The sequence below is a fragment of the Paenibacillus sp. J22FR5 genome, from assembly GCF_059691975.1.
Map to the genome: position 1 here is coordinate 1 of NZ_JCAUAN010000028.1, position 24,886 is coordinate 24,886.

At 41.8% G+C, this 24,886-nt stretch carries 22 protein-coding genes; 17 read left to right on the forward strand and 5 right to left on the reverse strand.

Annotated elements, in window-relative coordinates; genetic code table 11:
* Positions 1–225 precede the first annotated feature (225 nt).
* Together AC58P7_RS26070 and AC58P7_RS26075 are read left to right on the forward strand one after the other, a co-directional pair.
* The gene (locus AC58P7_RS26070; protein WP_497348183.1) at positions 226–960 is read left to right on the forward strand and encodes an MBL fold metallo-hydrolase; all 735 of its coding nucleotides are present in this window, start codon (positions 226–228) and stop codon (positions 958–960) included.
* 818 nt (positions 961–1,778) lie between these two features.
* Entirely contained in the window at positions 1,779–2,075 is a 297-nt protein-coding gene (locus AC58P7_RS26075; protein ID WP_497348185.1) for a hypothetical protein, read from the forward strand.
* A gap of 412 nt (positions 2,076–2,487) precedes the next feature.
* Here AC58P7_RS26075 and AC58P7_RS26080 read toward each other — a convergent pair whose 3' ends face one another.
* The 4 genes from AC58P7_RS26080 to AC58P7_RS26095 form a co-directional block, all read right to left on the reverse strand.
* Positions 2,488–2,676 carry a hypothetical protein gene (locus AC58P7_RS26080; RefSeq protein ID WP_497348187.1) on the reverse strand — a complete coding sequence of 63 codons (189 nt, stop codon included), beginning with the start codon at positions 2,674–2,676 and terminating at the stop codon, positions 2,488–2,490.
* Positions 2,677–2,730: 54 nt separating this feature from the next.
* Entirely contained in the window at positions 2,731–3,765 is a 1,035-nt protein-coding gene (locus tag AC58P7_RS26085) for an IS110 family RNA-guided transposase (RefSeq protein WP_497348189.1), read from the reverse strand.
* Positions 3,766–4,931: 1,166 nt separating this feature from the next.
* Entirely contained in the window at positions 4,932–6,269 is a 1,338-nt protein-coding gene (locus AC58P7_RS26090) for a cation:dicarboxylate symporter family transporter (protein ID WP_497348191.1), read from the reverse strand.
* 875 nt (positions 6,270–7,144) lie between these two features.
* Positions 7,145–7,309: a hypothetical protein gene (locus tag AC58P7_RS26095; RefSeq protein ID WP_497348193.1), complete on the reverse strand. Its 165-nt coding sequence runs from the start codon at positions 7,307–7,309 to the stop codon at positions 7,145–7,147.
* A 402-nt stretch (positions 7,310–7,711) separates the two neighbouring features.
* On the opposite strand from AC58P7_RS26095, the gene AC58P7_RS26100 reads away from it, so the two are divergent.
* From AC58P7_RS26100 to AC58P7_RS26140, 9 genes are all read left to right on the forward strand, one after another.
* Complete coding sequence (locus AC58P7_RS26100) at positions 7,712–9,181, forward strand: collagen-like triple helix repeat-containing protein (protein ID WP_497348195.1); 1,470 nt, start codon at positions 7,712–7,714, stop codon at positions 9,179–9,181.
* Between the two features lie 114 nt (positions 9,182–9,295).
* Positions 9,296–9,499, forward strand: a complete 204-nt coding sequence (locus tag AC58P7_RS26105) for a hypothetical protein (RefSeq protein ID WP_497348197.1) — start codon at positions 9,296–9,298, stop codon at positions 9,497–9,499.
* Between the two features lie 211 nt (positions 9,500–9,710).
* Complete coding sequence (locus AC58P7_RS26110; RefSeq protein WP_497348199.1) at positions 9,711–10,658, forward strand: DUF4238 domain-containing protein; 948 nt, start codon at positions 9,711–9,713, stop codon at positions 10,656–10,658.
* Positions 10,659–10,961: 303 nt separating this feature from the next.
* Entirely contained in the window at positions 10,962–11,936 is a 975-nt protein-coding gene (locus tag AC58P7_RS26115) for a LacI family DNA-binding transcriptional regulator (protein WP_497348201.1), read from the forward strand.
* A gap of 281 nt (positions 11,937–12,217) precedes the next feature.
* A complete protein-coding gene (locus tag AC58P7_RS26120) occupies positions 12,218–13,537 on the forward strand; it encodes an ABC transporter substrate-binding protein (protein ID WP_436235218.1) in 1,320 nt (439 codons plus the stop codon).
* 111 nt (positions 13,538–13,648) lie between these two features.
* Positions 13,649–14,533 (forward strand): carbohydrate ABC transporter permease, encoded by an 885-nt coding sequence (locus tag AC58P7_RS26125; RefSeq protein WP_436235219.1) that lies wholly within the window; start codon positions 13,649–13,651, stop codon positions 14,531–14,533.
* Positions 14,533–15,375 carry a carbohydrate ABC transporter permease gene (locus tag AC58P7_RS26130; protein WP_436235220.1) on the forward strand — a complete coding sequence of 281 codons (843 nt, stop codon included), beginning with the start codon at positions 14,533–14,535 and terminating at the stop codon, positions 15,373–15,375. The genes AC58P7_RS26125 and AC58P7_RS26130 overlap by 1 nt, the downstream gene beginning before the upstream one ends.
* Before the next feature lie 56 nt (positions 15,376–15,431).
* Positions 15,432–16,892, forward strand: a complete 1,461-nt coding sequence (locus tag AC58P7_RS26135) for a glycoside hydrolase family 32 protein (protein ID WP_497348204.1) — start codon at positions 15,432–15,434, stop codon at positions 16,890–16,892.
* A 13-nt stretch (positions 16,893–16,905) separates the two neighbouring features.
* Positions 16,906–17,886 carry a carbohydrate kinase family protein gene (locus AC58P7_RS26140; protein ID WP_497348206.1) on the forward strand — a complete coding sequence of 327 codons (981 nt, stop codon included), beginning with the start codon at positions 16,906–16,908 and terminating at the stop codon, positions 17,884–17,886.
* A 938-nt stretch (positions 17,887–18,824) separates the two neighbouring features.
* Here the strand turns inward: AC58P7_RS26140 and AC58P7_RS26145 are convergent.
* A complete protein-coding gene (locus AC58P7_RS26145; protein ID WP_497348208.1) occupies positions 18,825–18,956 on the reverse strand; it encodes a hypothetical protein in 132 nt (43 codons plus the stop codon).
* Positions 18,957–19,726: 770 nt separating this feature from the next.
* Here AC58P7_RS26145 and AC58P7_RS26150 point away from each other — a divergent pair.
* From AC58P7_RS26150 to AC58P7_RS26175, 6 genes are all read left to right on the forward strand, one after another.
* Positions 19,727–20,326 carry a hypothetical protein gene (locus AC58P7_RS26150; RefSeq protein WP_497348210.1) on the forward strand — a complete coding sequence of 200 codons (600 nt, stop codon included), beginning with the start codon at positions 19,727–19,729 and terminating at the stop codon, positions 20,324–20,326.
* A 147-nt stretch (positions 20,327–20,473) separates the two neighbouring features.
* Complete coding sequence (locus AC58P7_RS26155; protein ID WP_497348212.1) at positions 20,474–20,806, forward strand: hypothetical protein; 333 nt, start codon at positions 20,474–20,476, stop codon at positions 20,804–20,806.
* 202 nt (positions 20,807–21,008) lie between these two features.
* Positions 21,009–21,224, forward strand: coding sequence for an alpha/beta fold hydrolase (locus tag AC58P7_RS26160; protein WP_497348213.1), 216 nt, complete (start codon positions 21,009–21,011; stop codon positions 21,222–21,224).
* A gap of 281 nt (positions 21,225–21,505) precedes the next feature.
* A complete protein-coding gene (locus AC58P7_RS26165) occupies positions 21,506–22,858 on the forward strand; it encodes an ABC transporter substrate-binding protein (RefSeq protein WP_497348215.1) in 1,353 nt (450 codons plus the stop codon).
* Positions 22,859–22,931: 73 nt separating this feature from the next.
* Positions 22,932–23,822, forward strand: a complete 891-nt coding sequence (locus AC58P7_RS26170; RefSeq protein WP_497348217.1) for a carbohydrate ABC transporter permease — start codon at positions 22,932–22,934, stop codon at positions 23,820–23,822.
* 14 nt (positions 23,823–23,836) lie between these two features.
* Positions 23,837–24,664 carry a carbohydrate ABC transporter permease gene (locus AC58P7_RS26175; RefSeq protein WP_497348219.1) on the forward strand — a complete coding sequence of 276 codons (828 nt, stop codon included), beginning with the start codon at positions 23,837–23,839 and terminating at the stop codon, positions 24,662–24,664.
* Positions 24,665–24,886 lie beyond the last annotated feature (222 nt).

Below are 24,886 nucleotides of genomic sequence, written 5' to 3' on the forward strand. Positions count from 1 at the left end.
GAGACACCACCTGAAATTAATTAACTAAATTATACAGGAAAACAGGGTACCTTTCCTCAGAATTGAGGTAAGGTACCCTGTTTGTATGATTTGGACTTTTTCAGCGGCCTCTGCTTATGGGCAGCCTGTTCAAGTAACGGGCAGAGTACTTCAAAAACCATCCTTATAATTCTATATTATGGTAAAGTAATAATAAGACATAGAAAAGTGAGAGGAAGTATCCAAATGAGATTAAGAGTCATTGGCAGATGGGGCGCATTTCCAAAAGCTGGTGAGGCGACTTCAGGCTATCTATTAGAAATAGGCAATCACAAAATTTTACTCGATTGTGGAAGTGGTGTATTGTCAGCTTTACAGAAATTTATTGAACTAAGAGAATTAACATCTGTATTTCTATCTCACCGACATTATGATCATATGGCAGACTTAGGTTGCCTTCAGTATGCATGTTTAATTGATATGGATCTACAACGTCGGGATACGCCGCTGAGACTCCTAACTTCGGAGGAATTTGAAAAAGAATGGTCAATTCCTGTTATGAAAGGCACTCATGAAATAGGAGTTAACGAAAGTGCTACTGTAACATTTGAGGATGGCTTAAAGTTAACTTTCTTCCGAACCAATCATGATGGTTATTGCTTAGGAGTAAGGATTGAATTTGAAGGGAAAGTATTGGTATATACTGCTGATACTCGATACGATGAGACGCTTGTACCTTACCTTAAAGACGCGGATCTACTAATTACTGAATCTTCTTTTTATGCAGACTTCAATGCAGCTCAGTATGGCCATATGAATTCGCATGAAGCAGGAATGCTAGCTTCGAAGGCAGATGTAAAGAAGTTGCTGTTATCGCATTTGCCTCATTTTGGTGATACTCAGCTATTGAAGGAAGAAGCCGCTGTTATGTTTAATGGTGAGATACTTTTAGCAGATTTCGGTTTGCAAGTGGTAATATAACGGAGCTCCCTGTATCCAGCTCCTTTTTCTTTTTGAATACGAACGGGCTGTACATTGGAAAGAAACACTAATAAAACAGGCTAACCCATTGAGCTAACGAGGAACGTTTGTTTAATAAGAAAGCAGGACGAGGCTGCCGGTATGTATCGGCAGCCTCGTTGAAGTAACTGGCAGCTTAGTGGAATAAATTGTATGTTATAATTCAAGTGTGATTTGTGTGTGTTAGCTAGGAGGAAATGTTTATCATGGCTCAAGTGGTTTATGTCTTGCTTGTTGTTGTTTGGCTATTCGCATGGATGTTATCGTTTATGTTATTTGATACAGGCATACATTTATGGAACTCATTGTTCTTCATACTGATCAGCATTTTTCCGATTGCTTTTGTGTTATGTCCCATCAAAGCAGTGAGTCTTCAATCTAGCAGACGACGATTAGCTATTATACTCAAGATAATGCCTATTCTATGGACAGCAGTTTTTATTGTAATGACGAGGTTTTTTTAATTGTGTTACATGTGGAATTGACGTGTTCGAGAAATTCATTCATAGAGTATTGTTGTTCCCTAATTGCCGCGAAGTCTGACCATGTAAACAGAGGAACGATCGCTTAATAAGCACACAGAAGGGCAGCCTGCATACTGGCTTCCGTTTTCTCAACTAACGAAAGAATGTTTGTTCAATAAGAAATTAGGACGAGGCTGCGGGCATGAATAGGCCGCCTCGTTAAAGTGAAGGACAGTTTTGTTTAGTGAATATTTTCCCATTTATGGTAAAGTAAATTAGTATAGTTTTAGCTAATAACACTCGAGGTGACTACAGATGCTCGATGTAATAAGGAAAAAGGCTGATGAATGTATTAATAAAATAGATGGTATTTCAATTGAAAGTTTTATTTCGTACGGAGATAAAAAAGTTGAATATGCACTGTCATTTAATGAATTTATGACATCAGTCTCAATCTTATCCGATTTCACATATGATTTTTTCGCGATTGAAATTGAAACAGAACGAGCATTTATGTTTAATACAAAACAATTCCAAAAGCTTGAGGATGTTATTATAGAGCTAAAAAAGGACTTTTTTTCTTTATCTAGCTTAGGGGAAAAGAATATTTGAGTTAATACGTTCTACGCTCCCTCAGAGAATAAGGGTTTTCTCACGAATGCTCGCTCATTCGCAGGATTTCAATATGCATGTTAAATAGGAGTTCAGATGTTTGGGTAGTGTGTGGCAGGTAGTTCCGTTAGAGCGCATGCGGGAACAGAAGGTGCTGAAGTTTTTACAACATCTTCCATAAAAAAGGTATGCTGCGCGCTTCTCTCCACAAGGTCCTTGGGGATTCACTCTCCCAAATCTCGACGGGTCTTTGCCCTCACATTCCTTCGTCCTATCTTTCCAAGGTGTGGAGTCCGATCAACGTTAACGGAACGGGTCTATGCCCTAAAGCGGAAAAATCTCGGTACTCCGTGCTTTCTTTGTGAGATCCTGCGAATGAGCCAATTTACGTGTCAGGGTTAGGATTTACTTTCTATGCTGCTAATGGTAGCTGGGCCTTATCCATGGAGAATGATTGTCCTTCTCTTGCCATGGCTACAAGCATCCGGGCCAGTTTCCCAATCAGCTTCATCATGGACTGCATTTTCGTCATTCGTTTCACTTCGGTATTGTGCGCATGCATGGCTTGGAACGCTTCATTGAAAGATAACAGGTGAAACACAGTGAAGTAGAGATGCTTGCGCAGTAGTGAGTTGCCTCGCTTGGTGAGCTTAATTTACCCCTTATACTTGCCAGAACTTCGTTCTGCTAAGTTCAATCCTGCCTTGCGTAGTAATTGATTTCCGTGAGACAGCTTACGTAAGTCCCCGCCAAATGCCAATATGGCAGCCGTTGCAGGAACGGAAGCACCGACAGATCGAACGAGATCAGAACAAGGAATTTCAGGCAGTATCTTTTCAATCATCTCGTCCGCTTCTTCAATAATTCGGCAGATCCTTTCATACTCTTCGATGAGGTGCCTTAGCTCCCATTTGTCTTCTTCAAGGGCAGTAGTGTCTCCCACGCTATGTCTAGCGAGTGATTGAAGTTCCAACGCCTTGTTCTTACCTCGCACCCCGCCAGGTCTGGCCATATACTCACCCCAGATCTGTACCATTTGCTCCGGAGTTAGCTGCAATAGGTCAGAAGGGGCTGGGAACCGGCGCAAAGAGGCCAAGGAACGATCGCTAAAAATATCATCAAATGCTTGTCTGTATTCTGGAAACCGGATATCGAGCCAGCGGTGGATTCTATTCTTAATCCGTCCTGATTTAACAACCCAGTGCTCTCTGTTTGTAACCATAACCCGTATACGGCGGAATGCTTCATCCTTTGGAGCGAAGGCTGTGTAGAACCCGTGACTCACCGCATCGGCGATGACCAGAGCATCCTTTGGGTCGTTTTTGGAAGGTGAGTTATCTCTGTTTTCCTTATTGCGTTTGGTTGTCATTGGATTGACAAGAGCCACATCAATTCCTTGATCCACCAACCAGTTGGCAATATTGAACCAGTAGTGACCGGTGCTCTCCATTCCCACAACGAAGTCATTCATGCCGTGCATCTTCTGCAATTTCCGAATACTGTGTTCTAAATGCTCATAGCCGGCTAGGTCATTCGAAAATAGAATAGGGCACTTGGTGAGGACAATACCTCGAAAATTAATGGCTTGTGCAGCATGCTTCTCCTTGGCAATGTCGATGCCTATGACCAGAGTGGTAGTGGAGATTCGTTCTACACGTTGATTTTGAGAATTAATTGGATTAGACTTCATAATAACGCCTCCTAAGGTGAGTTCTGAGGGCTGCAACCCAGTACATACTCATCCTAGCGAGGCGTACTTTTTTCTGCAAGTTCAATCTACTAAGACCTACAGGAATGTTAACGGAAACGATAGTGGAGGCTGCTTTGATCAGTCTCCTTGACTTGCAACCTTGATTTATGGGGGATATTTAGTGGAATGCATATGCGATAATCTAATTGAACTACAAGGGTTTGGTGGTAACGGACACTATACCTCAACTTTAGATTTTATGAATAAGAACACAGAGAATGGCTATTTGTTAAAAGTACATGACACATCTTTTGAAATCAAATACAAGTGCACCAGTTGCCAAACAGTATTGGTACTTGGAAAACCTGATTTCCCCGTAACAGGGTATTTCAAAAGAAGCTAATCACAAGAACGAGAGTTGAAAGTACTAATGTTGTATTTTAAGTCGGGTGAGTCATTTTTGAGGATCCGTGAGGTAACATCAGAGGGTTTTACCTACGTTAATTTAGATAAGGAAACATTCGTCGATTTTAAAGAGTGTAATGAAAATTGGGTTATGTATAACAAGAGGAAAAATAATTGGACGGATGATGAAGTTCAAGCTCTTCGGACAAAGAGTAAATGTGTCGGACAACGGGATATCTGTGCAAAACCATGTTGTTTTACATTCTACAGAGCCTTTTACTAAGATTGAATTTACAAATTTTAATTCAAAAAAAGAATTTAGGGATCTTCAAATGAAAATACTTGAAGTTAGTTGGACCACATTTGACGTTAGTTGAACTTCGCTCAGCTGCGATTAAGAAAACGGGCTCCCCTTACTCTACAAGGGGAGCCCTTTTTTTTTATGCAACGAATTCTTAGCGTACGTTTTTTTCCTTTTCGAGAGGTGACCCCTATAAGCTTTGCCTTGATGCATCCGGTCTGCAGCCAATCCGAAATGTATGACAGCCTGTTTTGCGCGTATGGCAAATGACCCAATAAATATACCTTAGCGTACGTGTACCCTGGCTGTACCCCTTAATTCAATTGAATAAAGCGTTGGTTGCATTAACGGAAAACTATAATCTTAGCCTTGGTTAAAACCGCATATGGAACATGCAAAAACGGAATTGTCCCCTCAAGAAGGTTTTACTTGAGGGGGCAACTCCGTTTGTAATTTGATCTTAAGCATTCATTTGCTGTTTATTCGCAGCTAAAACGTTATTTTCAACCGAAGTATATGCAAGACTGCCATCGAGGGCGCTTTTCGCGCGATTATGGTCAAGCAAACCCTCCCAACGCGCAATGACGAAGGTGGCAACAGCGTAGCCGATAATATTCACTGTTGTACGATAATTTCCCATGAATCGGTCCGGTGCAAGCATTAGAGCAACGGCAGCCATAGAGATCGAACCTGTTGCCGCTGCGGTCGCTGACAGTGCAACAAATGCAGAACCCGGTATACCAGCCATCCCTTTGGATGTTAACAAAAGGACTCCCAGAATCATAAGTTGTTCGACAAGACTCAATTCGACGCCGGTCGCTTGGGCGAGAAATATCAGAGCGATTGATAAATAGATTGACGCCCCGTCCAGGTTGAATGAATATCCGGTCGGAATAACCAGTCCGACAACAGCTCGGTTGCAGCCAGCATGTTCAAATTTGTTCATGAGCTGCGGCATTACCGCTTCCGACGAACCTGTTGCGAACGCGAGAATGATCTCATCTCGGATGTAGAGGATCAACTTCCAAAGGCTGATGCCAACGTATACCCGCGTGATGATAGCTAACACAATGAGAAAAGCAAGACAAGCGATCGTCATGGCCACAAAGAGTTTACCGAACGACACGAGTGTGGTAATCCCATACTGACTAACAGCGAACGCCATCGCACCGAATGTCGCTATAGCCGTAAGCTTCATGATATAGCCCATAATTTGAAACACGACTTTATTGAAATGCTCCAGAAGATCGACAAGAACCTCAGCCGTTCGTCCGCCTACTTGGATAAGCGCAAAACCGAAGAAGCAGGAAACGAGCAGTACCTGTAGCATTGTATTATTCGCAAACGCTGAGACGGCACTATCCGGGATGATATTCAGGAAAAACTGCGCTCCGCTAGGAAGTGTAGAACTCTTAGTGACTTTATTGACTGCTTCCGTTGTCAAGGTTGCAGGATCGATATGCATTCCCGCGCCGGGATTGATTAAGTTCGCCACTACCATGCCTATGATTAGGGCAAAGGTTGTAACGACTTCGAAGTAGAGGAGGGTTTTTCCGCCTATCCTCCCAACGGATTTGATGTTGCCGACCTTCGCGATACCAACGACGACAACACCAAAAACAAGCGGTGAAATAATCATTTTGATAAGCTTGATGAAACCGTCGCCGACTGGCTTTAGCGCGACACCAATTGTCGGCCAAAGATAACCGACTAAAATACCTGCGATGATTGATACCATAATCTGAAAAAAAAGTCCTTGATAAAAAGGTTTCTTTACGGTTACCGTTTTCGGATTCACTATGCATCCTCTTTTCTTCATTTTTTTGACATCAATAGTCCCTATCGATGAATATTTCTTTTCTACTCTGTTCATTATTTTATGTTACTTTATGTTACATAAAAAGTTCATTTTTATAACATTGTTAAAAAAAACAAAATAAAAATCCCACTTTGTTAATACTGCACAACTGCACAAACGATATGAAATTGAATGTTTACCAGATAAAAAAGATACCCCCAAACAGTAAAGATTAGAGTTTTTCCTGTTTGAGGGCTCAGCTATTCCAGCTAATAATTTGTTAAAAGTATATGATTCATCTTTTGAAATCAAATACAAGTGCACCAGTTGCTAAACAGTATGGTTACTTGGAAGACCTGATTTCCCCGTAACAGGGTATTTCAAAAGAAGCTAATCATAAGAACGAGAGTTGAAAGTACTAAGGTTGTATTAGTGAGGTGAGACATTTTTGAGGATCCGTGAGGTAACATCAGAGGGTTTAACCTTCGTTAATTTAGATAAGGAAACATTCGTCGATTTTAAAGAGTGTAAAGAAAATTGGGTTATGTATAACAAGAGGAAAAATAATTGGACGGATGATGAAGTTCAAGCTTTTCGGACAAAGAGTAAATGTGTCGGACAACGGGATATCTGTGCAAAACCCTGTTGTTTTACATTCTACAGAGCCTTTTACTAAGATTGAATTTACGAATTTTAACTCAAAAAAAAATTTAGGGATTTTCAAATGAAAATACTTGAAGTTGGTTGAACCACATTTGACTTGAGCTGATTAAACTCTAACGGCGAACGTTTGTTCAATAAGAGACCAGTACGAGGCTGCCGGCATCAATCGGCAGCCTCGTACATTTCCCGAACAGTACAATTTACCCGTGTGGCTACCTACGGATGCGCTGATAGTCATACATGAACGCGAGCTGAAGTCCAGCTCCGATAATGTCGTACACGACTAGGAAAATAAGGAATATGAAAGGCAACCACAGCGCATTGACGATTAGGCCGGCCACGGCGTTGATGACGAGCGTGATCCCGACGAGAGGCAAAGAGTGGTAGGCGTGCGGTGGCGAAAAGCGTCCCTGGAACGTGAAAGAGCCTCAGAGATGGAACAATCATCGGCAACAATTGTAAATTCGAGATATAGGAAAATCACCCTCAGCAATAATACGAACGGGCAGGATAGTTTCATAATTATTTTTACGGAAAGAGCAACCACCCTCAAAAGTATTGATAATTATATAAACAGTGAGAATATGCAGGCCTTCGGGCTTGCTTTTTTTTATTTACAGGAGGGCGGTTATGTTGGTTCGTCCAATCAACATCTAATAGTAGTCATACAATAGTATATAAAAAATAGTAGAAAATGAATAAAAACAACTGTATGAGAGGAGAAACAGCTTAATATCTATTTGGAAATTAGAACACGTATAAAGGAGGAACCAAATTTTATGGGAAAATTTAAAAGAGTAGAGAATGCTATTGAATCTTTAGATATCCAAGAAATCAAAGAAATTGAAATTAAATATTTTAATGGGGATAAATCTGAGTTATCTTTCGATAAAGACGAAGACGAGGATGAAAGAGAAGATGAACTCCAGGCATTTTTGGAAAGAATCGATTGGAAAAAAGTTAAGGATGTGAAAATAAAACTGTACAACGGAAATAAAATTGAAATCGAATTTCATGATGATGACGACCATCATTGTCACCATGGTAGACGCGGCCCGACAGGCCCTACAGGAGCATCAGGTGTAACGGGAGCAACAGGACCAGCGGGACCTACCGGATCCACAGGAGTTACGGGAGTTACGGGAGCTGCAGGTGCAATCGGAGCAACTGGACCAACAGGAGCAACAGGAGCAACAGGCGCTACGGGTGAAAGAGGAGCTACAGGAGCTACAGGTGCAACAGGTGCAACAGGTGCAACAGGTGCGACGGGTGAAAGAGGAGCTACAGGTGCAACAGGTGCGACGGGTGAAACAGGAGCTACAGGTGCAACAGGTGCGACGGGTGAAACAGGTGCGACGGGTGAAACAGGTGCGACGGGTGAAACAGGTGCGACGGGTGAAACAGGCGCAACGGGTGCAACAGGTGCGACGGGTGAAACAGGAGCTACAGGTGCAACAGGTGCGACGGGTGAAACAGGTGCGACGGGTGAAACAGGTGCGACGGGTGAAACAGGCGCAACGGGTGCAACAGGTGAAACAGGTGCGACGGGTGAAACAGGAGCTACAGGTGCAACAGGTGCGACGGGTGAAACAGGAGCTACAGGTGAAACAGGTGCGACGGGTGCAACAGGTACAACGGGTGCAACAGGTGCGACGGGTGAAACAGGAGCTACAGGTGCAACAGGTACAACGGGTACAACAGGTGCGACGGGTGAAACAGGCGCAACGGGTGCAACAGGAGCAACAGGTGCAACAGGCGCAACGGGTGCAACGGGAACTACAGGAGCAACAGGAGCTACTGGTTCGACAGGACCCTCTCCAACGCCAGCATATGGATATGTATTTAATACTGGCGCTCAAACTGTTACTGCAGGGTCAGACGTTATTTTCAGTACAAATGGACCTTTAGCTGGAGGAGTCGCACATGTAGCAGGCACAGCTGTAATTACCGTAACTACTGCAGGTGACTACCTGAATATTTATGAGGTTACAAATGGGTTGCAGTCGGGTAACAATCCAGCAGCGTATGCGGTTGTGGTCAATGGCATTGTGCAAGCCTCTACGGTATTTGGGGACCAGGCGTCTGGACCAAATGAAGCTCATACCTTAGTCGGTTCTTCAATTCTCACTATCCCAGCGGGGGCAACGCTTAGACTTCGCAATGTTGGCGCATCAGCTGATATACTTCCTACAACTATTGATGGAGCAATAATTGTTAATGCCTCGTTTCGACTTGTTAAAATAAGTTAGGGTAAAAACAAAAGCAAACATCGCCGCGTAAAAGTTTTTTCATGAAATTAGCTTGGCGCGGCAGTAGTTGGAAGTTGCAAATTGGTCATTTAGAGATAAAGTTCTTGTCATCCGATGTCGGGTGACGAGAATATTCTCCCATTACAATCCGCTTATATTGAGGATTTTTTTATTGAGCCGATGGTCAAGCCGTTCGATGTGGAGGGGTGGGCGGAGCAGCCGGAGTGCAAATTTCTCGCGATCGATATATTTGCGTGGCACAATCTTCACCATATCGCGCATGTTACGAAGCTTCGCGATCGGCAGAACTGGTTCTAGGATTTTAAAATTGGTTACTGGTAGCAGACACCATATCGTTAAACTAACTAAACTAACGGCGAACGATAGCTCAATCATGACACGACGGCAGCTGGTAAACGATCAGCTGCCTTTTTCGATTGAAGTAACGGGCAGATTACATCAATGAAATGTGATAATATGGAAGAGCACTATATAAAAGATAAGTTATATAATCGAAAAGGGTGGTCAAGTGGAAGCGAAAAAGAGACGGCAACATTACGTTTGGCGGTATTATTTGACTGCCTGGGAGGATGAAAATGATAAACTATATTGTTTACGGGACAATAAGATTTTCCCTGCCAGCGCTAGAGATGTTGCAAATATCCGCAACTTTTATCGCTTAAATGAACTTAGTTCATTTGATATTCAGTTGATAACGAAATTGTTCATAGATAATTATGGGACTTTAGAGATTCAAGAAATTAATAAAAATTGGATTATGCGGTTCAATCGGATTTTTGAAATTAAAAGGTCTCTAGAGCAGCAGGGGAAAGCCTCGGAAGAAGTGAATGAGCGCATTGATGTGCTCATCAATAATATGGAAGAAGACCTTCACAGCAGAATTGAAAATATGGGGATGCCTTATTTAGAGTCGCTCAGAAATGGTGATGCATCGTTCTATCAAGACGCGAAGGGGAAGGCAGATTTTAATTACTTCATCTGTACTCAATATTTTCGGACAAATATGATAAAGAATTCCGTCCTCAGAAGCGTGAATTCTATCCCTGTACCACCTCCGCCTGGTTTCGATACGGAGAAAATTTGGAACGTTTCATCTCATATCTTGGCTACGAATATGGGTAATCATATGTCTCTCGCTAAAAATAATTTTACCTGCCTAATCCTGAAAAACAACACACCAACCCCGTTTATAACTGGAGATCAACCTGTAATCAATACAAAGGCGGATTACGATAATGAAGAACAGAGTGATGAGTTGGAACTATATTATCCGATATCAGCAACGATAGCGTTGCTGATATTGCAGTGCCCTAAGAAAAGGGATGCGTCAATCGATATTGAGGAAAGCGAAGTGCAAAAATATAACAATCTCATTTTTAAAGCGTCCGAAGAACAGGTATATGCTAACGAATCGGCGGTATTAAATCTCTTCAAATTGGCAGATGCCGAACAGTAGATGCAGTCTGGGATTTGATTATGGAATTAGTGGAGATGCCCCACTGAGGGGCTATAGCGTACTGTTCTATGTTTATTTCTAGAAAATTCCTTGAAGTCATTAAACTAATGCAGAACGATAGCTTCATAACAAAGATCAAACAGGCTGCCGGTGTAAACTCGGTGGCCTGTTGTACTATACCAGCTAATCAGGTTTTTCTTAAGTAACGAGTATAGATGTAAAAAGTGATCTAAGGAGCTTTATATGTCTTCTTTTTACTGATATAATTATGAACTAATCTTATTTGGCAAAGGAATAACACCAATGGCGACTATTAAGGACGTAGCGGAAAAAGCAGGGGTCACCGTTACAACAGTATCGCGGGTCCTCAACAATCGTGGTTATATCAGTCAGGCAACACGGGAAAAAGTATACCGAGTCATGAAAGAAATGCAGTATCAACCGAATGAAATTGCCCGGTCCCTGATCGGGAAAAGATCGATGATGCTAGGAATGATTATTCCTACGGTCGCCCATCCATTTTTCGCGGAATTGGCCAATTACATTGAAAACCATGCTTCATCGTTAGGTTACAAAATTCTTATATGTAATTCGAGAATGGATCAACTCAAAGAAAAAGAGTATATCGATATGCTCAAAAGTAATCGGGTTGAAGGCATTATCATGGGAAGCCATACACTGGATGTTCATGAATATACACAGCTTCAACAACCGATCGTCACGTTTGACAGGTTTATAACGGGGATTCCTTACGTTTCGTCGGATAATTATCACGGTGGGGTGTTAGCCGCTGAATTGCTTATCAGAAAAGGCTGCAAAAAGATTGCCCTTATCTGTGGACGGCGTAATCCTGATTTACTCGGTGACCTTCGATCGGAGGGATTCTTGAAAACACTAAGCAGTAAATCTTTGGAGCCGATTGTCATAGAACTCGGTTCCGATGTGTTTGAGAACGTACATTACGAACGTGTAGTTCAGAATCTGCTTGATGAACATCCGGATGTGGATGGTCTTTTTGCGACTAGTGATATGATTGCCATAAACGCGATAAAAGTATGTTCGTCAATCGGAATGAAAATTCCGGAACAAATCAAGCTGATTGGTTACGACGACATTCAGTTTGCTTCACTTATGACTCCAGGGTTAACTACGATAAAACAACCTCTTGAAGAAATGGGCATACTTGCAGTTGATCTTATTGACAAACTGGTGGCTGGAGAAAAAGTTACTATGGAAAATAAACTTCCAGTGACGATGGTAGAACGGAGTTCAACTTAAGCAAAAAAACTTTATCTGATATGGATAAAGTTTTTTTAAAAACGAACATGTCAAACGATTGACATGTCAATCGTTTGACATGTATAATGTGTTTGTAAGCGCTTCTCCTTTGATAAAGCATATTTGTATGTTGATATTTTCGTTTAAGAAAACGTAATAAATGTCCTTTTTGATTATTTCTGGGGGTGATGTGGAAACATATTCGCAAAGTGGATTCAAACGGTAATATTCAAAAATAACGAAATCATTCATTCTTTTTATTAGAAAAGGGGAAGCACAAAATGAAAAAAATCGCTCTTGTTACTTCGATGACCTTGACACTTGCAATGATGATTACCGCTTGCGGAGGCAATACCTCTAGCTCCGGCACTGCTACAACGGCTCCAGCCGCTAAAGAAACAGCAACAGGAACTGTAAAGCCTGTAAAAATCACATTCATGAATTCGAAAGCTGAAATTCAACAACAAATTGGAGAAGCTGCGAAAGAGTTTACTAAGGCAAATCCCAATATTACAGTTGAAGTGTTAACGACGGCAGATGGACAGTCTCCTGTTGAGAGAACTTCGCTGCTTTACGCTTCGGGCACACCAGCAACGCTAACGATGTTAGATGCTGGTGACATTCCAAAGTTTAAAGATAAATCTGCCGATCTTTCGGGTGAAAAATGGGTAAATGATCTGGCGCAACCTAACCAAATCGATGGAAAAACCATGGCATTCCCATTTGCTGTTGAAGGATATGGGCTTATCTATAATAAGGCGGTTGTCGATAAGGCAGTGGGCGGTTCTTTTAATCCGGCTACGATCAACACCACTTCGGCACTGGAAGATCTTTTCAAGAAAATTGAAGCTTCCGGGACAGCAGCATTAACGATCGGAAGCATGGATTGGTCCTTGGGTAACCACTTCCTGGCCATTGATTACGCTACACAACCGGATGGCGATGTTAACAAATTCCTGGATAGCTTAAAAGCCGGTAATGTTAAAATGGCTGACAATGCTGCGCTAAAAGGGTTAATGGACACCTTCGATGTCATGAAGAAATATAACAAAGGGAAAAATGATCCTCTTTCTGTCAGTTATGACCAAACTTCCGCTGCTGTAGCAAAAGGTGAAGCGGCGATTACGTTCAACGGTAACTGGATGATTGGTGATTTGAATAAAGTGAAAGCAGGAGGCGAATACGGCTTCATACCGGTTCCTATAAGTAACAATGCAAGTGATAAAGCGAACTCCGCTATTGCGGTTGGGGCAACGAAGCAAGTATTTATCGATAAAACCGTGAATACACCGGAGCAACAAGATGCCGCTAAGAAATTCTTGAATTGGATCGTTTACGATCAAGCAGGCCAAGACTTCCTGGTGAACAAAGCTAATGTCATTCCTGCATTCAAAAATATTACTCTTGAACCTAAAGATTCTCTGTCAAAAGCGATCAAAACATATAATAATGCTGGCAAATCCATTCCTTTTGCTGGGAACTATGTACCGGGCGATCATTGGAAAGTGCTTGGCGCTTCGATGCAAAAGTATCTCGTTGGTAAAGCTGACCGTGCTGCATTAGCCGCAGAAATTCAAGACTACTGGAAAAAAGTGAAGTGAAAATAGTTATCAGTTAAATATATAGAATGAAAGTCGATGGATGAAACGATCACAACTCGTCCATCGACTTTCAAATTATCACACATAGATAGAGAAGTGGAGGCAGAGCGAATGATTTCTGAAAAGAGCCCGGTTAGAAGAATCAGTAATCAACTCTTTTTTACAGGACCAACAATACTGGCGTTCTTTGCTGTTATCGTGATTCCCTTCCTTTATGGAATTTATATGACATTTTTCAAATGGGATGGTATTTCTTCCAGTATGCCGTTTACGGGAATTAGTAATTACGTTGAGGTTTTTAAGGATGGCAAGTTTTGGGACGCCATGCTGCTGACAGTTAAATATGTTGTCTGTACAGTCGTATTAGTAAATGCTGTAGCGTTTTTCTTGGCGTATTTGGTGACGTCCGGAATTAAAGGGCAGAACTTTTTCCGTACGGCATTTTTTACGCCAAATTTGATTGGCGGCCTGGTTCTTGGATTCATTTGGCAATTTATGTTTAACAGTTTTTTTGTGAACATCGGCCAAAAATATGGATTGTCTATCTTAAGCAAATCCTGGTTAGGAGATGAGCATAAGGTATTTTGGGCGCTTATCATTGTCAGTGTTTGGCAATATGCAGGGTATATGATGGTTGTTTTCGTTGCCGGTTTAATGAGCGTCCCACGGGATATTTTGGAGGCAGCTACGATCGACGGCACAGGTAGTTGGAAGAAGCTTACACACATGGTACTTCCCTTGATGGTACCGTCCTTTATCGTTACCGTTTTTCTTACCTTGCAGCGGACCTTTATGGTCTATGATATGAACTTGTCATTAACGAAAGGCGGCCCATTCGGAAGCTCGGTCATGGCTTCAATGCACGTCTACGACAAAGCGTTTAAAAGCTTCGACTACGGTGTCGGTCAAGCAGAAGCATTTATGCTCTTTTTCATGGTTGCGGGCGCAACGATTCTTCAAGTTTATTTTAGCAAGAAGCTGGAGGTTGAAGCCTAATGAAAGCGCGCCATCTCCTTCGGCAGACACTTGTATTCATGGTTTTAGCAGCCGCATTGATCATATTCGTTTTTCCATTTGTACTACTAATCTTAAACTCATTCAAAACGAATGATCAAATCATTGGGTCGCCGATTTCCTTTCCGACGTCCTTTAATTTTGCAAACTTCAAAACGGCCATTATCGAAATGAATTACTTTGGCAGTTTTATAAATACATCGCTTATCACTTTCGTAAGTGTTGCTTTCATATCGCTTTTTTCATCGATGACAGCTCATTATTTTGTAAGAAACCGCACGAAATTTAACAATACCTTTTTTTTCTTGATGGTGTCGGCGATGATCATTCCATTTCAAGCGATCATGATTCCGTTAGTATCCATTTACGGGCAAAAACTAGGATGGATTCAATCCTCGCCTGTGCTAACATTAATGTTCATGTATATCGGTTTTGGCGCCTCACTTGCCGTGTTTATTTATCATGGATTTATAAAAAGCGTACCTCTTGAATTAGAAGAAGCGGCGTTGATGGATGGCTGTAATCCTCGGCAAACGTTTTTCAAGATTGTTTGGCCGATATTAACGCCGACTTCCGCTACTATCGGGATTCTCAATGTTTTATGGATCTGGAATGACTTTTTATTACCGGTCATCATTCTGCAAAATGCAGGTAAAGAGAACCTGACTCTGCCTTTAGCTATTCAAGTATTTAATGGAACTTATTCGGCAGATTATGAGAAATTTTTGCCTGCGGTATTAATGGTTATTCTACCCGTTTTGATTATTTATCTCTTTGTCCAACGGTTAATCATTCAAGGAATTACGCAGGGTGCAGTAAAGTAGTCGGATATTTTATTATGTTAACTTTATAAACAATTCATGCTTCGGAAGGGTGCCTCGTGAACAACTATACAACAGCAAGAGCCGATCATTTTATTCGAGAAAATAAGCAACATCTTTGTACTGATTATCGTCTCCAGTTTCATCTAATGAGTGAATATGGCTGGATGAACGATCCAAACGGGTTTATTCAATATAAGGAAAATTTCCACTTATTTTACCAGCATTACCCGTATAAACCTTATTGGGGCCCGATGCACTGGGGCCATGCGATCAGCAACGATTTGATTAAATGGTCTTATCTGCCTGTCGCTTTAGCTCCCGATCAGGAATATGACAAGGATGGGTGTTTTTCGGGAAGCGCTGTAGAAAAAGATGGGAAATTAGTGTTGATGTATACAGGGCACATGATGACTGGCCCGAACAAGGACATCGATTACGTTCAAACGCAGAGCATTGCTCAGTCCGAAGATGGTGTGAATTTTGAGAAAATCGCTCAGAATCCGGTTATACCTGCTTCTCTTATTCCAACCGGAGCTAGCCAGAAGGATTTCCGGGATCCGAAGGTGTTTGAACGGGACGGAAAGTACTACGTAGTGCTCGGTTCAAATGACGGAAGCGGAAACGGTGTCATTTTGTTATACCGATCCGAAGATTTACAGCATTGGACTTTCGTTAATGATATAGCGAGAAGCGACGGGAGTATGGGAGATAATTGGGAATGTCCGGATTTGTTCCAATTGAGTGACCGGGATGTTCTGGTGATGTCACCGCAGCGCATGCCTTCTCAAGGATACGATTATCATAATTTACATTCAACGGTTTCCATGTTGGGTCGTTTAGATACAGAAAATGGAATTTTTGATTACAACAATTATGAACCGATGGATTATGGCTTTGACTTTTATGCACCTCAAACATGTGTTGACAATAAGGGGCGACGCATCATAGTTGCCTGGATGGATACCTGGGAGACGGAAATTCCAACGCAGCAAGGACACAATTGGGCAGGAGCGATGACACTGCCGCGAGAGATGAGAATCGTCAATGATAAAATCATATATGTACCGGTGGAGGAAATAAAAGCATATCGTTCAAAGCTTTATGAGTTGCTGGACTTTGAACTTAACGGGAAACGGAATTTGGATTGCTATGGTGACAGCTACGAGCTGGAAGTCGTATTTGATGCGGCGGAAGCGGAAGAGTTTGGTTTGATGCTTCGGGCGTACGAAGAGGAACACACGCTCATTTCATACAGGCTCGAAGATAGCTTGCTACGGTTTAACCGTGAACGGTCTGGGATTGGTCCCAAAGGTGAGCGAATAACCAAGGTTGATCTTAGAGATAATCAGTTGATGCTCCGAATCTTTGCAGATCGTTCTTCAGTGGAAGTCTTTATCCAGGATGGGGAGAAGGTCATGACCGGACGCATTTATCCAGGACCAGAGTCGAATGGCATTCATATTTATGCTCGCGGAAAGTGCCGTGTCGTTTCATTTCGCAAATGGGATATTCTTTAAGGAGGAGCGCCAGATGGGAACTGTTTATACGATAGGAGAAGCACTCATTGATTTTATTCCGCTGGAAACCGGCATTGAACTGAAACATGTAAGTGGCTTTCAGAAAGCGGCGGGCGGTGCTCCGGCCAATGTGGCCTGTACGGTTGCTAAGCTCGGCGCAAAGAGCGCATTTATCGGAAAGCTTGGACTTGATGCGTTCGGCGACTCTCTAATCGAAACGATGGAATCAATCGGGGTTGAGACTCGATACGTGTTTAGAACCGCTGAAGCGAATACGGCGTTGGCCTTCGTTAGTTTGAAAGCTGACGGAAACAGGGATTTTTCTTTCTACAGAAATCCGAGCGCTGATATGCTGCTCGCACAAGAAGATATCGGAGAGCAATGGTTTACTGAGGGGGACATTCTGCATTTCTGTTCCGTTGATTTAATCGAAGCTCCGGTGAAATATGCGCACTTAAAGGCCATACAGACTGTTAAACAAAACGGAGGAATTGTCAGCTTTGATCCGAATGTGCGACTTCCGTTATGGAATGATAAAGAAGAATGCAGAAAAACGATACAATACTTTATTCCTTTGAGTCATCTGATCAAGATTAGTGATGAAGAGTTATCGTTTATTACGGGAATTGATGACGTAGAAGAAGCGATCTCCTCCTTATTCGTTGGAGATGTAGAGCATGTTATTTATACGCGGGGTGCTGATGGCGCAGTATGGTATACGAAAACCGAACGCATTCCGTTTACAGGACATCGGATTCAGGCGGTTGATACGACCGGGGCAGGAGATTCTTTTATTGGGGCTGTGCTATTTCAGTTAAGCAAAGAGAATTTGAAGATAAGTGATGTTTCTAATGAACAAAAGATGAAAATCTTGTCTTTCGCCAATGCGACGGAGGCACTAACAACGACTCGGCATGGCGCTATTCCTGCTTTGCCTTCGTTTGAAGAGGTAAATAGTTTTTTGTTAACATGGCAGGATGGAATAGATGTTTAGGATTATGACCAATCGTCTCTAACGGCGATTGGTATTTTTATTTTCGTTACAATATCCGCATCATGATCTATTGTATTGAAAATGGTTTCATCTCCTTACGTACTCCAGAGGATGTTAAAGTAATCAGTTATGATGGAATTCAAAATAATAAATTGTTTCCTTTAGTCGAATTGCTCTTTCAACTTCTACCCGACTGACATTCTTTTTGTATTATTTGAATTTCGATATATTGGTGTTCGACGAAGCGACCTCGGCGCTTGATTTGGAGACGAAACGATATCTGCTTGCCGCTTGAAGAGAGAAGGAAAGGGTTGACGACCATAATGATTGCCCACCGTCTCTCAACAATCGAGAATGCTGACATTATCTTTGTAATGGATCAAGGCGCTCTCTCGGAAACAGGCACCCACCACGAGCTGTTCTCAAACGGCGAAGTGTATCAACAACTATTGAGGGCTGGCATGGGCCACAACAATTGCTGCTCTTTTCCTGCCTTTTCGTCGCATTACTATAGCGAAGGAGCTCGTTGTATACAGCTCCTTTTTCTTTTTGAGTAAAGGGATATATTCCATTTCAATTTAGGTAAGAATACTACGAAGGTGAAAATTTCTGAACATTAATTATGGTGAAGATAATGAAAACGAAAATGTTGCTTACAATTGTTCTAGCTTTCGGAGTATCAATTACTTTACAGCGGAATCTCCCTTTCAAATAACGGGTAAAGGAAGTAATGAAGATCCGCTTTCGTATATCTACACGAAAGTAAATTTATTACTTAAATTCGATTAACGCCTCCTTGGAAAATAGAGATAAAATCATCACCTTAACCACTTTCAGAAGTGGATATTTGCTTCGCGATTTCCCTCAACCCGTATATCCCAAAATAGCAGTTTTATTAAGCCCAAATAATAAAAGTCAAGCATCTAATTAATGCATTTCTACATAGGTTGGTGTATCAAAATTTGGAGGAGATTGCCCAATGAGTTATAATCAAAGCCATCATCAACCACAACAACACCATCCACAATCACATCCACATCATCCCCATCCATATCCTCATCCCCATCCACAACATCACCACCATCACCACTTCCATCATGTAATTATTCATCCAGTTCATCATCCCCATCTAACTCCTACGTATCATCCTGGGATGCAACATGGTCAACATAGCGGATGGCAGGGAATGCCTCATTCGGCTCAGCATCACGGCGGTAATTGGCAAGGTGGATACGATAACAAATAAGTTTGAACGGAGTCGTGCGAATTTTGTCGTACGGCTCTTTTCTACTTTAAATCCTTATTAAGTTTCAATATTCAAACGCGCATTTTGTCTTTGCCATAATTAGGAGACATGAATGTACACAATTAACCACCGGGCATAGTAGCCTCGGAGGCGAACGAGATAATGAAATGCATCTACTATGACAACGTTAAGTACGTAAAAGGAATAAAGCATGTATGCTTCATTTGTGGCATCACTAATCGCCGTTAAAGAGGACCTGTCAAAGGATTCCTAAAAATTTCATGGGTTCCATTACCTCAAAAGTCATCCAGAGAAAGTATTAGAATAGAATATGCCAAACTTAAGAAGCATCTTGCATCCATATATCCAGAAGGTAGAGTGGCTTATACCGAAATGAAAGCACCATTCATTTAATCGCTTTGAATTTGTAAAGAAACGTTGAATTAACGGTGAACGATATTACTCCAGGAGCTGCTTTAAAGTAGCTCTTTTTTGATTCCATTGAAGTAACGGGCAGTATTACGGGACAATAAAAACCCAAATTATGGTAGAATGGAGCACAGGGCTGTGAAATGAAAAGAGGGGCGTGGCAGGGTGAATGATCAGGTTGTTCAGAAAGCTGGAGCGTTTGTACTAACCAATAAAAGAATGGCATTTATGATGGGACCGACTGTGGATCAATCGGGACTTGCTATTGTTAGACTTGGCGGTCACAGAGAGGGAGCTGAAACGGCTTGGGAATGTGCCCAACGTGAAGTTCTTGAAGAGTCTCAGATGCGAATAACTCCTTTAACACCTTCAATGACTTTTTATTGTCCCAATACTAGGTTTGACATTGATATAGAGTTGGAACCAATTGATAAATTTCAAAATGCAACCATTGAACCACGTCCATTGATTGTGGGACATCAGAATTCAATACAAAGCATAACTCCTATTTTCCTGGCATCATCAGACGACGAACCAGTACCCAGTATGGAGACTAAAGCATTAATGCTCTTAACTCGTAAAGAAGTTATTCGTCTATGCTCCGAAACAATAACTTTAGATGAATTTCAAACTTTGGGTGGAAAAGTCATACTTGGACAACATATTGATGGGAATTTACCATTCAAACCATTTGGACATCTACGTATGCTTTCAACTATTCTAGAGAACTATCCCAATGTAATTTCAACCTCAATATTTTGTTGAAAGCTAAACTAACGACGAACGTTTGTTCAAACAAACCTGGGAGCAGATTGCCGTGGCAGCTGCTCCTTTTGTCATTAAGCTATTTGGGCAATTTAAAGCAACTGAATGCTTCAATTTTCGTTAATAAGAAAGAGGTGAAAATAAGTTATGAAAAAGATTTCTTTATTATTGCTGATAGCTGTAAGCATATTATTTGTAATTTATCAATTTCAAAAACCCATCCTTTCAGAAAATAATGCTATTATCAAAGCAAAAGAATATGTAAAAGTAGTCAACGAAAAAATGAACAGTGATTTTGATACGGAGATACAGGCTGAATATTGTTTACTTAGGAATGATAAGTTTTGGAACAAAATTATAGGGAATAGGCAATGGTCTGTTATGATTGATGGTGTTGTAGTTGATATCAATGCTAATACAGGAGAATTTATCGAAATGGGATTTCCTTTGGATGGAGTCATTAATGAACTTCCAAAGTAATGGTCTCACCATTGAACTAACGCAGAACGTTAGTTGAACGCGCTGACAACTGCTCTTTTTCCATTGAACCTTCCTGTAGGACCTAAGAAATGGTCTTTATCAAAAAAGGAGTGCCTCGGTATGATGGGTTTGTCCACGGGTTTGAAACCCAACACCATCAAGGAGGCGCTCTTTATGAAGTTTAAGCAAGGGTATTCCCAACATGGGTAAATTAGCACGCCTTGCGGGAATCACGCAACCGACTCTCGTCGCTAATGGCAACAACGACATTATGGTTCCGACCGTGAACTCCTATTTACTCGCGGGTCACATTCCTAACGCGGAGTTGATCATCTATCCAGATGCAAATCATGGCTTCCTGTTCCAATACCCGCACGAATTTGCTGGAGAAGTGAATCGTTTCTTGAATAAAGCTTAATTATGTCAGACAGATAATGCAGGCCAACACACTTGGTCTGCTTTTTCTTCGTCGTCTAAATGGACCATGCATCACCAATTAGGTTTTACTAAAAGCCTATTTGATACCATTGACGATATGTAATTCTTACATAATGGACCTCCAAATGAAAAATGTACCCCGGAAAACGGCGTAAATGTACGTAATAAGACGTAATCGTACCTTACTGAAAATATGATTTTACCCTAGAATTATCCATGAAAGCGCTTCATAAATTGGGATTTATAAAGGGAGGGTTATAAGTGAAGAACTTGAAGGAACTAAGTAGCATCTCACTTGCAATGATCATAACACTTTCACTTACAGCGTGTGGTGTGGAATCGAAGACTGCAGAAAGCTCAAAACCATCTCCTTCCGCGTCAGCAGCTGCAACGTCAACTACTGCACCCGCAGCGACCGCGGCAACAACACCTGCAAGCCAAGTTGTTAAGCTTAGTATTTATACCAATCACTTCGATGATGACACGTCTAAACCGTATGATTATGCGGTCGCCGAGCTGAAAAAAGAAATGCCAAACGTTGAAATTACTTTGGTTCCTGGGCTGCAAGATAATGGTCAAAAGCTCAAAACGCAAATGGCGACAGGAGACTTGCCTGATATCATCGATACTTCTTGGGATATCATGCAGATCGGCAGCAAATCAAATAATATTTTGACTTTAGATGATGCGCCAGAAACGGCACAGTTCAAGAAAGATTTGAACAAAGGTAACGAAGCAAAATTGGTTGCACCAGACGGTCACGTATATGGTTATCCGTATGCCGGCACTGAATTTATCATTTTATATTATAATAAGAAACTATTTGCGGAAGCAGGCATACAGGCACCTATCAAAACGATTGATCAATTAAAGGATGCCGCTAAGAAGTTCAATGCAAAGGGAATCATTCCGCTCGCGATATTCTCCAAAGAAAAATGGATTGGCAATGCGCTGTTGCAAGGCTTTATGACTCGCGAGGAATCGAAAGGCTATGGCGCTCTGAATGGTGCAATGGAGGCGCCGGCAGCGCTGAAGCTGGCCGCTAAGCAAGTAGAGGAGCTTCAAGCCGCGGGATTATTCGCGAAAAATGCGACCCAAACGAATTACGATCAAGCTTCCTCATTATTTTACCAAGGCAAGGCAGCCATGTTTGTTAATGGCCAATGGGAAATTCCGAGCTCGCAAAAAAATCTGGGAGACAACGTAGATTTCATGAACTTCCCAGCGAAAGATGAAGCGACCTATGAAAAAGCAAAGTTTGCAATGAACGGAGCAGGGGGTCCTGGAGGTTTCGCCGTTTCTGCAAAAACGAAAAATAAAGAAATTGCGACTAAAGTAGCTGCGTTCATGGCACGTAAATATGCAGAGTACAAATATACACAAGTTGGCACACCGATCGTCTCCGTCAAGGTAGATAAGGCAATCACTGCGCAAGTGCCTGCGATGTTGACGCGTCTTGGCAAAGAAGTGATCCCGAATATTACAAGCTTCGCGACCGTGCAGAATGATACGAACGTTAATCTAAGTATTGACGACAACTCGCAAAACTTAATTGTAGCTGGATTTACAGCGGATCAATTTGTAACGAACCTCAATAAAACGCTGAAGAAATAATACCTTGAGTACCTTATGACTCACATCGGCTTGTAAGTCGGTGTGAGTATTTTTAAAGAAAGGGAGCATGGAAATGAAACAGTACCTAGGAAACAAACAGGCCATTATCATTTTTTTAACACCGGCAATTATTCTATATAGCGTTATTGTGTTTTATCCCATTCTTCAAGTATTTTACCGTAGCTTCTTTGAATGGGATGGGCTTAGCGCCGCAACCTTTATTGGCGTCAGAAATTATATCGCTCTTACGCAAGATTATTTATTAACCACTTCACTCCGTAATGGCATGTTATTCGCCATTGTTCTGGTCATTTTCCAAATTGGTCTAGGTACGATGTTGGCGCTTATTTGCGCTGACCCGACGGTGAAAGGGCGAAAAGTTCTGAAAACAGCCTATTTTATTCCAGTTGTCCTTTCAGTCACCGTCGTGTGTCAACTTTGGCTTTCCATGTATGACCCGGTGAATGGCATCATCAATAAATTATTTGAAGCAATAGGGATGGACTACCGTCAAGATTGGTTGAACTCACCGAGCTTCTCGATTGTTGCGATTGCATTCGTCAACGCTTGGCAGTATATGGGTTTTCAGTTTGCTTTGCTCTATGCCGGCGTGAAATCCGTTCCTGAGCATTATGCGGAAGCAGCTAGAATCGACGGAGCCGGTAAATGGAAGGCGCATTGGTACATCACGCTCCCACTGATGAAGGAAACGTTCAAGTTTTGCACAATCATTGCCATTACAGCAGGGATTGGTGCTTATGTGCAGATGGCGATTATGACGAATGGCGGCCCAGGCACGACAACCTATACGATTACATTCATGATCATCCGGAACGCTTTTTCGGGCAATCAATATGGGTATGCTTGTGCCATTTCGGTATTGTTGATTGTGATTAGCCTAATCGTCACTATTATTATCAACAAAGCCTTTGATAGCAGAGAAACTGGATTGGAACAGGGATAAAGGAGAGTCATGGAATGAACAAAATCGTAGGAATCGTCCTGCAGTCCTTTTTATGGATTTACTTCGTGATTTCCGTATATCCGTTAATTTGGATGGTCTTTTATTCGTTGAAAAATAACGATGAAATTTTCGTAACCAATCCATTTGGAATACCGACGAACTTCAGAATCGAGAATTACGTAAATGCATGGAGCAGATTCAATGTCCCCACCTATATTGCCAATAGTGTGATTGTGTCAACAATTACGACGATCGGTGTTGTCATTTTCGCCGTTATGTTTGCTTACGCAATTGGCAGACTTCGCTGGAAATTTCGTGAATCGGTAAGGATTTACATGATTATCGGCATGTTTATTCCAATTCAAGTCATCATCATTCCCTTGGCTATTATCGTGAAAGATTTTCACTTAACGAATACGTACGGCGCTTTATTGATCCCCTACGTGGCGTTCGGGCTACCCTTTGCCTCAATGGTATTTTACGGCTTCCTGCGAGGGATTCCGCAAGAGCTGGAAGAATCAGCATGTATGGATGGCGCCTCGATTTATCTTGCATTCTTTCGTATCATTCTGCCGATCCTCACTCCGGCCGTCGCAACTATTGTTATTCTTCAGTTTATGGGGACGTGGAATGAGTTCTTTTTGGCATCGATCTTGATTACAAACGAACAATTAATGACCTTGCCGATTGGACTCGTATATTTCCAAGGGCTTCATGCGACCGACTGGGGAGGAATGGGTGCAGTTATGACGATTGCGAGCTTGCCGATGGTCGTGTTATACCTGATTTTCACTGAACAAGTGGAGAGGGCTTTGACGGTTAGTTCTGCAGTGAAGGGTTGAATAGATGAATTCTAATTTTAGGTGGATGCAAATCGGAAACATCTAAGTATTCGAATGTCGAAAGCACCACATCTTCAAACTAACCATTCTTACACCAATCCCCATTGCGAACGCAGAAAGTATAACAAAGAACGATGAGAATGCAGTTCATGATTTACTCGTGGCACATTTTAAGGAAATAGAAAATAAAGACTATTCCAATGCTTGGGAAATGCTTTCTTA

What these genes read in the sequence shown, in the direction of transcription:
- AC58P7_RS26120 (WP_436235218.1), top strand. Translation starts at nt 12,218, where the DNA reads ATGAAAAAAATCGCTCTTGTTACTTCGATGACCTTGACACTTGCAATG.
- AC58P7_RS26115 (WP_497348201.1), top strand. Translation starts at nt 10,962, where the DNA reads ATGGCGACTATTAAGGACGTAGCGGAAAAAGCAGGGGTCACCGTTACA.
- AC58P7_RS26140 (WP_497348206.1), top strand. Translation starts at nt 16,906, where the DNA reads ATGGGAACTGTTTATACGATAGGAGAAGCACTCATTGATTTTATTCCG.
- AC58P7_RS26155 (WP_497348212.1), top strand. Translation starts at nt 20,474, where the DNA reads ATGAAAAAGATTTCTTTATTATTGCTGATAGCTGTAAGCATATTATTT.
- AC58P7_RS26175 (WP_497348219.1), top strand. Translation starts at nt 23,837, where the DNA reads ATGAACAAAATCGTAGGAATCGTCCTGCAGTCCTTTTTATGGATTTAC.
- AC58P7_RS26085 (WP_497348189.1), bottom strand. Translation starts at nt 3,765, where the DNA reads ATGAAGTCTAATCCAATTAATTCTCAAAATCAACGTGTAGAACGAATC.
- AC58P7_RS26130 (WP_436235220.1), top strand. Translation starts at nt 14,533, where the DNA reads ATGAAAGCGCGCCATCTCCTTCGGCAGACACTTGTATTCATGGTTTTA.
- AC58P7_RS26100 (WP_497348195.1), top strand. Translation starts at nt 7,712, where the DNA reads ATGGGAAAATTTAAAAGAGTAGAGAATGCTATTGAATCTTTAGATATC.
- AC58P7_RS26105 (WP_497348197.1), top strand. Translation starts at nt 9,296, where the DNA reads ATGTCGGGTGACGAGAATATTCTCCCATTACAATCCGCTTATATTGAG.
- AC58P7_RS26125 (WP_436235219.1), top strand. Translation starts at nt 13,649, where the DNA reads ATGATTTCTGAAAAGAGCCCGGTTAGAAGAATCAGTAATCAACTCTTT.
- AC58P7_RS26070 (WP_497348183.1), top strand. Translation starts at nt 226, where the DNA reads ATGAGATTAAGAGTCATTGGCAGATGGGGCGCATTTCCAAAAGCTGGT.
- AC58P7_RS26075 (WP_497348185.1), top strand. Translation starts at nt 1,779, where the DNA reads ATGCTCGATGTAATAAGGAAAAAGGCTGATGAATGTATTAATAAAATA.
- AC58P7_RS26170 (WP_497348217.1), top strand. Translation starts at nt 22,932, where the DNA reads ATGAAACAGTACCTAGGAAACAAACAGGCCATTATCATTTTTTTAACA.
- AC58P7_RS26160 (WP_497348213.1), top strand. Translation starts at nt 21,009, where the DNA reads ATGGGTAAATTAGCACGCCTTGCGGGAATCACGCAACCGACTCTCGTC.